Here is a 9,563-nt window from a genome sequence, read left to right on the forward strand (position 1 = left end):
ATCTGGGTTCAGTCTATCGGGGTCAGCGCGTCGGGTCGGACCCCCGGGACAGCTCGTCCCAGGAATCGACCGCGTCGACGGGGCCGTCGTGCGGCGCATCGGTCGGCGCGTCGGTGCGGTAGCGACGGCCGCCGACCTTCCAGCGCCGCCAGGTGGTCAGCACGAGGACAGCGGCGGCGAGCAGGATCACCCAGCCGCCGAGGGCGAGGTACGGCCAGACGGACGGGATGATGCTCGCCGCGACCTCGTGGACCGCTCCGCTTCCGGCGAGTCCCGTCGTCTCGGTGACGGTCGCGGCCACCGCGCCGTACGCGTCGCCGAGGAGGACCTGCAGCGTGGACCAGCCCAGGAACACGGCGGCCGCGGCGGCCAGCACCCCGAAGACGAGACGCACGGCCCGGCCGGCGATCGCGAGAGCCGCACCCAGCGCGAGCACGGCGAGGCTCAGCGGCGCGAGCAGCACGAGAGCGGAGGCGCCGGGGACGAGGATGTCCTCCCCCGCGTCCGCGCGCTGCACCGTGAACCAGGTCTGCGTGGAGGAGATGATCCCGATGGCGCCGGCCAGCAGGAAGCCCGTCACGGAGAGGGAGCGGCCGCGCTGCGCGATGCTCACGAGGCCGCCGCCCCGTCGACGGCGTCCAGGTCGGTGGTGTCGAAGCACGTCCGCGTTCCGGTGTGGCACGCGGGGCCGGTCTGGTCGACGAGGAGCAGGAGCGCGTCCCCGTCGCAGTCGAGGCGGGCCTCCCGCACGACCTGGATATGCCCGGAGGTGTCACCCTTGCGCCAGTACTCCTGGCGGGAGCGGGACCAGTAGGTCGCGCGGCCCGAGGTGAGCGTGCGGCGCAGGGCCTCGGCGTCCACCCAGGCGAGCATGAGCACCTCGCGCGAATCCCACTGCTGCACGATGATCGGGGCGAGCCCGTCCGCGTTGAACGCGACCTGGGCGATGCGGTCGTCGACGGACACCTCGTCCTGCTTCGGCGTGTCGGTCATCGGACGAGCACTCCTTCCGCGCGCAGCGCATCCTTCACGTCACCGACGGTCAGGGCTCCGGTGTGGAACACGCTGGCCGCGAGCACAGCGTCCGCCCCCGCCTTGATGGCCGGCGCGAAGTCGGTCGCCCGCCCCGCACCGCCGGAGGCGATCACCGGGATCGGCGCGACTTCACGCATGAGGCGGACGAGCTCGAGATCGAAGCCGTCGCGCGTGCCGTCGGCGTCGATCGAGTTCACCAGCAGCTCCCCCGCCCCGCGCTCCGCGGCCTCGCGCGCCCAGTCGAGCGCGTCCAGCGTGGTCTGCGTACGACCGCCGTGCGTGGTCACGACGAAACCGGAACGGGTGGTATCGGCGCGCTTGACGTCGAGCGAGAGCACGAGCACCTGGGCGCCGAAGCGATCCGCGATCTCGCCGATGAGCTCGGGACGGGCGATCGCCGCGGAGTTCACGCCGACCTTGTCCGCACCGACCGAGAGGAGCCGCGCGACGTCGTCGACGCTGCGCACGCCGCCGCCCACCGTCAGCGGAACGAAGACCTGCTCTGCGGTGCGCTGCACGACGTCGTAGGTCGTCGCCCGCGCATCCACCGTCGCGGTGACGTCGAGGAACGTGATCTCGTCGGCGCCCTGGGCCGCGTAGTGACGGGCGAGCTCCACCGGATCACCCATGTCGCGGAGGTTCTCGAAGTTGACGCCCTTGACGACGCGGCCGTCGGCGACGTCCAGGCACGGGATGACGCGACTCGCGAGGGTCATCAGAGCCTCGCCGCGTGGATCGCCGTGACGAGGATGGCCCGGGCACCGAGGGCGTAGAGATCGTCCATCACCTGATTGACGCGGCGCCGGGGGATCATCACGCGGACGGCCACCCAGGACGGGTCGCGGAGCGGCGAGATGGTCGCGGACTCCCGACCGGGGGCGATGGCCACGGCCTGATCGACCAGCTCGGTGGGGAGGTCGTAGTCGAGGAGCACGTAGCGGCGTGCGACCATGACACCGCGGAGCCGGCGCAGCAGCGTATCCACGCCGTCGGCCTCGCCGGGACGGCTGATGAGCACGGCCTCGGACTCCAGGATCACGGGGCCGAAGATCTCCAGCCCCGCCTGCCGCAGGGTGGTGCCGGTGGACACGACGTCGGCGACCGCATCGGCGACGCCGAGGCGCACCGCGGACTCGACCGCGCCGTCGAGCTGCACGAGCTCGGCGTTCACACCCTGGTCGCGGAGGAAGGAGCCCACCAGACCCGGGTAGGCGGAGGCGACGCGGACGCCGTCGAGGTCCTGGACGGAGGTGAAGCGTCCGGGAGGGCCGGCGAAGCGGAACGTGGACGCCCCGAATCCGAGCTGCTCGATCTCGCGCGCCGGCTGCTGCACATCCAGGAGGAGGTCGCGACCGGTGATGCCGACGTCGAGGGCACCGGAGGCCACGTACGTGGCGATGTCACGGGGGCGCAGGAAGAAGAACTCGACGTCGTTCTCGGCGTCGATGACATGCAGGGTCTTGGGGTCGCGGCGGCCGGCGTAGCCCGCCTCCGCGAGCATCTCGGCGGCGGTCTCGGAGAGCGAGCCCTTGTTGGGAACGGCGATGCGCAGCATGAACGGCTTTCAGTTCGAAGGAGTGGGACCGGAGCGCATCACAGATGTCGATAGACGTCCTGCAGCGTGAGGCCCTTCGCGAGCATCATCACCTGCAGGTGGTAGAGGAGCTGCGAGATCTCCTCGGCTGCGGCGGCGTCCGACTCGTGCTCCGCCGCCATCCAGACCTCGGCGGCCTCTTCGACGATCTTCTTGCCGATCGCATGCACGCCGCCGTCGAGCTCCGCGACGGTGCCCGATCCCTCGGGGCGGGTCTCGGCCTTGACGCTGAGCTCGGCGAACAGCTCGTCGAAAGTCTTCACTCCTCCAGGCTACCGGCTCGCGCGAGGTCCCTGAGCCGGGTGACGGCCGCCTCCACGTCGTCCGCACCGTAGACCGCGGAGCCGGCGACGAAGGTGTCCGCCCCCGCTTCGGCAGCCTGGGCGATCGTCGCGTCGGAGATCCCGCCGTCGACCTGGAGCCAGACGGACGAACCGCGCCGCCGGGCCTCCGCGGACAGCGCCTGCAGCTTCGGCATGGTCTCCGGCATGAATCCCTGGCCTCCGAAGCCGGGCTCCACGGTCATCACGAGGATCTGGTCGAACTCGTCCAGCAGCTCGAAGAGTCCCTCGACGGGCGTCGCGGGCTTGACCGCCACCCCCGCACGGGCGCCGATGTCGCGCAGTCGACGAGCGAGCGCCACCGGCTCCCCCGCCGCCTCCAGGTGGAAGGTCACGCTCGCGGCACCGAGTTCGGCGTAGCCGGGGGCCCAACGATCCGGATCCGTGATCATGAGATGCACGTCCAGCGGGACCGGGCTGGTCTCCTGGATGCGCTGGACCATCTGCGGACCGAACGTGAGGTTCGGGACGAAGTGGTTGTCCATGACATCGACGTGCGCGAAGTCGGCCGTCGCGATGCGCGCGAGTTCCGCCTGCATGTTGACGAAGTCCGCGGCGAGGATGCTGGGGTTGATGCGCGGGGCGCGGGGCAGATCCATGGTCTCAACCTTCCTTCGGGGCTTCTGTCGCATCGCCGGGGCGCTGCAGGAGTGCGAGGAACATCGCGTCGGTGCCGTGGCGATGCGGCCAGAGCTGTGCGCTGCCGGTCTGCGAGCGGCCGTCGTCGGCGAGATCGATCGGCGACTGGGCCACGCCGCGCAGCACGGCGCGGGCGTCGAGTTCGACGAGCTCAGGACGCAGGCGCCGCACCTCCTCGACCACCGCCGTCGTCTCGGCGAGGTGGGGCGAGCAGGTGACGTACGCGACGATGCCTCCGGGAGCCAGAGCCTCCACGGCCGCCGTCAGCAGACCGACCTGCAGCGGCACGAGCTCGGCGACGTCCGCCGGGGACTTGCGCCACCGGGCCTCCGGGCGCCGACGGAGGGCGCCGAGGCCGGTGCAGGGGGCGTCGACCAGGATCCGGTCGAACGCGCCGGGTCGCTCGGCGGCCAGCTCCCGGCCGTCGCGCTCGTGGACGGTGACGTCGCCCGGGACGGCTCGCAGGGCGTTGCGCACGAGTCGGGCCCTGGTGGGCACGACCTCGTTGGCCTCCAGCACCGCGTCGTTCTCCCGGGCGACGGCCGCGAGCAGAGCGGTCTTCCCGCCGGGGCCCGCGCACAGGTCGAGCCACCGCTCCCCCTGGCGGACCGGGGTCGCCGCGGTCAGCGCGAGCGCGACGAGCTGCGACCCTTCGTCCTGCACGCGGACCGCGCCCTCGGAGGCGGTCAGCGCGAGACGCGGATCGCCCCCCGGAGACGCGAATGCCGTGGCGGCGTAGGGCCGACGAGGCTCCTGCGGCTCCGCGAGCCCGGGGAGGGCGACGAGCGTGACCTCGGGCGAGACGTTGTCGGCCTCCAGCAGTGCGTCCAGTTCCTCGACACGCCCCTCGGCGGCGAGGGCGCGACGCAGCGCCCGGATGATCCACACCGGGTGCGCAGCACGGAGCGCCAGCCGTTCGTCGTCCGACCGTGCCGCCGCCTCGATGCGCGCGAACCACTCCTGGGGCGACTCCCGGGCGATCCGCCGGAGCACCGCGTTCGCGAAGCTGGACGCCCCGCGACCGGCGTCGAGCGCGACGAGGTTCACCGACTCGTTCACGGCCGCGTGCGAGGCCACCCGTGTGGCGAGGAGCTGGTGCACGGCGAGCCGGAGCGCGTCGAGCACGGCGGGGTCGATCGCTTCGGCCGGGCGATCCGCGGCCGCGGCGATGATCGCGTCGTACGTGCCGCGGCGACGGAGTGTGCCGTAGGTCAGTTCCGTCGCCAGCGCCGCGTCCTGCGGGTCCAGCCCGGCCTCCGCGATCGCGGTCGGCAGGAGCAGGTTCGCGTAGGCGTCGGAGTCCGACACCGCCCTGAGCACGTCGTACGCCACCCGGCGCGCCGGCTGGACCGATCGATTCGGGCCGCGGCCACCACCGTTCCGCGCCCGGCCCTCGCGCTGGGAACCGGTGCCGGGGCGCCGTCCGTCGTTCACGAGCCGGCCACCGGGGTCGTGCCCTGCAGGCCCCGCCACCAGTCGGCGGCGTTCATGGGGCCCTTGCCCGCGGGCTGCAGACGGGTGACGGTCAGCGGCGACGTGGCCGTTCCGATCAGGACCTCGGATCGCGTTCCGGCCATGGCGCCCGGTGGCAGGTCCTCCGCCTCGGCATCGGCGGGTCGCGCCTCGAGGATCTTCAGCCGCTGGCCGTCGATCGTCGTGTGCGCCCCCGGCTCCGGCGTGACCCCGCGGAACCGGGCGTACACGACGTCGAACGGCTCGCGGAAGTCGAGGAGACCGTCCTCGAGCGTCAGCTTGGCGGCGAACGTCGGCTCGCCCTCCTGCGGCACCGCGTGGGCAGTCCCGTCCGCGATCGCCGCGACCACGTCCGCGGTGAGAGCCGCGCCGTCGAGGGCGAGGGCCTCCAGTGCCTCCCCCGCCGTCGATGTGCCCGGCAGTTCGACGGCGCGCGTCGCGAACACGTCACCGGCATCGAGCTCCGGGACGAGCTGGAAGACGCTCGCTCCGAGGACCGGATCTCCGGCGATCAGGGCGCGCTGCACCGGCGCGGCGCCGCGCCAGGCCGGCAGGAGCGAGAAGTGCAGGTTGATCCACCCGGCCTCCGGCGTGGACAGCAGAGGCTCGCGGACGAGCCCGCCGTACGCGACGATCACGCCGAGCTCGGGGCGCAGGGCAGCGATCTCCTCCGTCACCGCCTCGTCGAGGCGCGCGGCGTGGATGACGGGCAGGCCGAGTTCGGCCGCGGCCTGGGCGACGGGCGAGGGAGTGAGCACACGCTTGCGCCCGAGGGGAGCGTCGGGGCGCGTCACGACGGCGGCGATGTCGTGCTCGGCGGCGAGGCGACGCAGAGTGGGGACCGCGGCGGCGGGAGTGCCGGCGAAGACGAGGCGCATGAAGGTTCTCCGGAAGGGTCAGAGTTCTGGATCGAGGATATCGAGGCGGACCGAGAGCGTGCTGCGGGCGGCCTTGGTCCGACCGCGGCGACCGCTCACCGCCTCGGCCACGACAGCCGCACGGAGGGTGGTCGCGACGCGGCTTCCCGCGCCGTAGTCGAAGCGTACGAGAGCCCGGACCCGCGGGGGGACGTCGTCCGATTCGACGGGGACGGGACCGAGGACCGCGTCCCCGGGTAGCGAGAGCTCGGAGAGCGCCTCCAGAGCACGGGCGACCGCGGCGGCGGATCCCTCCACGAGCGCGATGCGGGCGGTCGGCGGCATGTGCAGCGGCGCTCGCTGCTCCAGCTCGGTGCGCGCGTAGGCAGCGTGGTTCCAGGTCGCCAGGGCCTTGGCGACGGCGCCGTCCACACCGACGAGGTGGACGGGAGCGCCGGGAGCGGCCAGAGCGGCCGCGTTCGACCACCACCGCAGGCAGGCTTCGCCGATGCGCAGATCCGGCGCCTGCAGCATGCGCGGCCCGTCGAGCAGGACGACGGCACGGTAGCCGCCCTCCGCGAGCGGCTCGGCGCCGCGGGTGGCCACCACCAGCGCCGGACGCGCGTCGACGCGCTCGACGGGGTGGCTGCCGTCCGCGACGATGACGCGGACGCCGGGGAACGCGCGGCCCAGCTCATCGGCGGTCCGTTCGCTTCCCGACGAGGCGAGCCGGAGACGGGTCGAGGAACACGCCGGGCACGTCCACGCCCTGGCACCGCGCCCGCACCACCCGCATACCGGGACCGCGCCGCGATGGCGGGCGCCGAGGGGGCCGCCGCAGTGCGGGCATCGGGCGGGGGCTCGGCAGTCGGCGCAGACGAGGGACGGCGCGAAGCCGGGCCGCGAGACCTGGATAAGCACGGGTCCCTCCGCGGCCGCGTTCCGGGCGGCGAGGAAGGCCGACGACGGCATGCGCTGCGGCGTCGGCTGCTCCATCTCCTGGGGCGTGCTGAGCACCACACGCGGCAGCACGCGCCGGGCCGCGCGGATGTCCTGCAGCCAGCCGCGCGCCACGAGCCGCTCCACCTCGGTCGTCCGCGTATGACCGGCGAAGAGCAGTGCCGATCCCTCCGCCTCCTGCCGCAGCAGCGCCGCATCCCGGGCGTGGACGTAGGGAGCGAGCGGCTCGCCCAGCAGGCTGTCGCCGTCGTCCCACACCGCCACGAGACCGGCGACGACGGGGGCGTACACCGCGGACCTGTTCCCGACGACGATGCAGGGCGCGTCCTCGAGCGTGCGCAGGAAGGAGCGGTAGCGGTCCGGGTTGGTCTGTCGGGAGTCGTGCCGCGCGATCGCCTCCGGGGGGACGAACCCGTCGAGGGCCGCCAGGAGCCGATCGAGGTCGCGGTGGTCCGGGACGACGAGGATGCTCGACTTCCCCGCCGCGAGTGTCGTCGCAGCGGCTGCAGCCAGCATGCGCGCCCAACCGGGTGCGTCATCGGTCAGCTGCGGGATGGCCTCGACCGCCGCACGACCGCTCTCGTCGAGCACCGCCTGCAGCCCGTCGTACAGCCCGACGGCGGACGCAGCCGCGTCTCGGGCGTCGGGCTCCGGCTGCGGGATCGGAGAATCGGCGGTCCAGGCCTTCTCGACGCGCACCTGCCGCTTCGGGATGACCAGCCGCAGCACGTCGGACGCCGACCCCGCCGCGCGATCGGCGACCCGCCGAGCCAGTCGGTACAGACGATCCGGCAGCACGGGGACGCTCGACACGATGCTCTCGACCTCGGAGAGCGGCCGATCGGCGTCGTCCTCCACGTCCAGTTCCACCACGAACCCGTCGACCATGCGGCCGGCGGTCCGCAGGGGGACACGCACCCGGACCCCGGGCTCGACGTCACCGAGCTCGGGAGGAAGGGCGTAGTCGAACAGGCGGTCGAGCTGCGGCAGCGGGGATTCCAGGAGCACCCGGGCGATGCGCCGGCTCTCCGGAGAGATCAGCACCGCGGCCTCGTCAGAGCCCGGCAGCGCGCCGCAGCTCCTCGGCCCGGTCCGTCCGCTCCCACGTGAAGTCCGGCAGCTCCCGACCGAAGTGCCCGTAGGCCGCCGTCTGGGCGTAGATCGGCCGCAGCAGGTCGAGCTGCTCGATGATGGCCTGCGGCCGCAGATCGAACACCTCGTCGATGGCCCGCGTGATGACCTCGTCGGACACGCGCCCCGTGCCGAAGGTCTCCACATACAGGCCGACGGGGCGCGCGACACCGATCGCGTAGGCGACCTGCACCTCGAGGCGGTCGGCGAGGCCCGCGGCGACCGCGTTCTTGGCGACCCAGCGGGTCGCGTACGCACCCGAGCGGTCGACCTTCGACGGGTCCTTGCCGCTGAAGGCACCGCCCCCGTGCCGTGCGGCTCCCCCGTAGGTGTCGATGATGATCTTGCGTCCGGTGAGCCCGGCATCCCCCTTCGGGCCGCCCGTGACGAAGGGCCCCGCGGGGTTGATGTAGTAGGTGACGTCGTGGAGGTCGAGGCCGGTCGTGGCGAGGACCGGATCGATGACGTGCTCGCGGATCTGCGCCTTCAGGTCGTCCTGGGCGATGTCCGGGTTGTGCTGCGTGGACAGCACGACGGCGTCGACGGTCTTCGGGGTGAAGCCGTCATAGCCGAGGGTGACCTGCGTCTTGCCGTCGGGGCGCAGGAAGGGCAGCAGCCCGCTGCGGCGCACCTCCGTCAGCCGTTCGGCGATGCGGTGGGCGGTCCACGCGGCCATCGGCATGAGCTGCGGGGTCTCGTTGGTGGCGAACCCGAACATGATGCCCTGGTCGCCAGCGCCGAGACCGTCGAGCGGATCCACGGACGAGCCGTCGCGGTGCTCCTGGGCGTTGTCGACACCGTGGGCGATGTCGGTGGACTGCTCCCCCACCGAGACGCTGACGCCGCAGGAATCGCCGTCGAAGCCGGTGTCGGAGGACGTGTAGCCGATGCCGTTCACGACCTGGCGGACGATCGTCGGGATGTCGACGTAGGCGTCCGTGCGGATCTCCCCCGCCACGTGGACGAGGCCGGTCGTGACGAGCGTCTCGACCGCGACCCGGGAGCCCGGGTCCTTCGCGAGCAGTCCGTCGAGGATGCTGTCCGAGATCTGGTCGCAGATCTTGTCCGGATGCCCTTCGGTGACGGACTCGGACGTGAACAGACGCAGCGCGCTCATCGATGCTCCAGAACGGGGACGGACGGTGGGAGGGTGTGGCACCCATTCTGGACCGCGCCACCGACGTCGCGGCGGCGCGGTCGTCGAGTCACTCCGCGTGACGCAGGCGGAGCTTGTCCTCGTTGATCTCGTGCAGGGCGATGGTGAGCGGCTTGTCCTCGACCGAGGAGTCGACGAGCGGGCCCACGTTGTCGAAGAGGTTGCCCTCGTGCAGGTCGGAGTAGTAGTCGTTGATCTGACGGGCGCGCTTGGCGGCGTAGATGACGAGCTCGTACTTGGAGTCGACGCGCTCCAGCAGGTTGTCGATGGGGGGATCGATGATGCCGTTGTTGCGTCCGGCCATGGGTGGACCTCCTGATCAGGCGACGGGATTCGCCGCGAAGACGATGCTGCGGGCGCGCGACCCTTCGACGAGC

At 72.5% G+C, this 9,563-nt stretch carries 11 protein-coding genes; all 11 read right to left on the reverse strand.

The window, feature by feature from the left end:
- Positions 1 to 22: 22 nt before the first annotated feature.
- Positions 23 to 613 (reverse strand): Trp biosynthesis-associated membrane protein, encoded by a 591-nt coding sequence (locus tag RI211_RS08700; protein ID WP_187661491.1) that lies wholly within the window; start codon positions 611 to 613, stop codon positions 23 to 25.
- Positions 610 to 993, reverse strand: coding sequence for a phosphoribosyl-AMP cyclohydrolase (gene hisI / locus RI211_RS08705; protein WP_315636855.1), 384 nt, complete (start codon positions 991 to 993; stop codon positions 610 to 612). Before hisI ends, RI211_RS08700 begins: the two co-directional genes overlap by 4 nt.
- Positions 990 to 1,751, reverse strand: a complete 762-nt coding sequence (gene hisF, locus RI211_RS08710) for an imidazole glycerol phosphate synthase subunit HisF (RefSeq protein ID WP_101845708.1) — start codon at positions 1,749 to 1,751, stop codon at positions 990 to 992. The genes hisI and hisF overlap by 4 nt, the downstream gene beginning before the upstream one ends.
- Positions 1,751 to 2,590 (reverse strand): ATP phosphoribosyltransferase, encoded by an 840-nt coding sequence (gene hisG / locus RI211_RS08715; protein ID WP_187661494.1) that lies wholly within the window; start codon positions 2,588 to 2,590, stop codon positions 1,751 to 1,753. Before hisG ends, hisF begins: the two co-directional genes overlap by 1 nt.
- A gap of 38 nt (positions 2,591 to 2,628) precedes the next feature.
- Entirely contained in the window at positions 2,629 to 2,892 is a 264-nt protein-coding gene (locus tag RI211_RS08720) for a phosphoribosyl-ATP diphosphatase (RefSeq protein ID WP_315636854.1), read from the reverse strand.
- Positions 2,889 to 3,569, reverse strand: coding sequence for a ribulose-phosphate 3-epimerase (gene rpe, locus RI211_RS08725; protein WP_315636853.1), 681 nt, complete (start codon positions 3,567 to 3,569; stop codon positions 2,889 to 2,891). The genes RI211_RS08720 and rpe overlap by 4 nt, the downstream gene beginning before the upstream one ends.
- A 4-nt stretch (positions 3,570 to 3,573) precedes the next feature.
- Positions 3,574 to 4,941 (reverse strand): RsmB/NOP family class I SAM-dependent RNA methyltransferase, encoded by a 1,368-nt coding sequence (locus RI211_RS08730; protein ID WP_315637159.1) that lies wholly within the window; start codon positions 4,939 to 4,941, stop codon positions 3,574 to 3,576.
- Between the two features lie 98 nt (positions 4,942 to 5,039).
- On the reverse strand, positions 5,040 to 5,960 hold the full coding sequence (fmt, locus tag RI211_RS08735) for a methionyl-tRNA formyltransferase (protein ID WP_315636852.1): 921 nt from the start codon (positions 5,958 to 5,960) through the stop codon (positions 5,040 to 5,042).
- An 18-nt stretch (positions 5,961 to 5,978) separates the two neighbouring features.
- A complete protein-coding gene (locus RI211_RS08740; RefSeq protein ID WP_315637158.1) occupies positions 5,979 to 7,937 on the reverse strand; it encodes a primosomal protein N' family DNA-binding protein in 1,959 nt (652 codons plus the stop codon).
- A gap of 16 nt (positions 7,938 to 7,953) precedes the next feature.
- Entirely contained in the window at positions 7,954 to 9,147 is a 1,194-nt protein-coding gene (metK, locus tag RI211_RS08745; RefSeq protein ID WP_187661497.1) for a methionine adenosyltransferase, read from the reverse strand.
- Between the two features lie 88 nt (positions 9,148 to 9,235).
- Positions 9,236 to 9,490 carry a DNA-directed RNA polymerase subunit omega gene (gene rpoZ, locus RI211_RS08750; RefSeq protein WP_025103490.1) on the reverse strand — a complete coding sequence of 85 codons (255 nt, stop codon included), beginning with the start codon at positions 9,488 to 9,490 and terminating at the stop codon, positions 9,236 to 9,238.
- Positions 9,491 to 9,563 lie beyond the last annotated feature (73 nt).

The sequence above is a fragment of the Microbacterium meiriae genome (assembly GCF_032364335.1).
Taxonomy (GTDB): Bacteria; Actinomycetota; Actinomycetes; order Actinomycetales; family Microbacteriaceae; genus Microbacterium; species Microbacterium meiriae.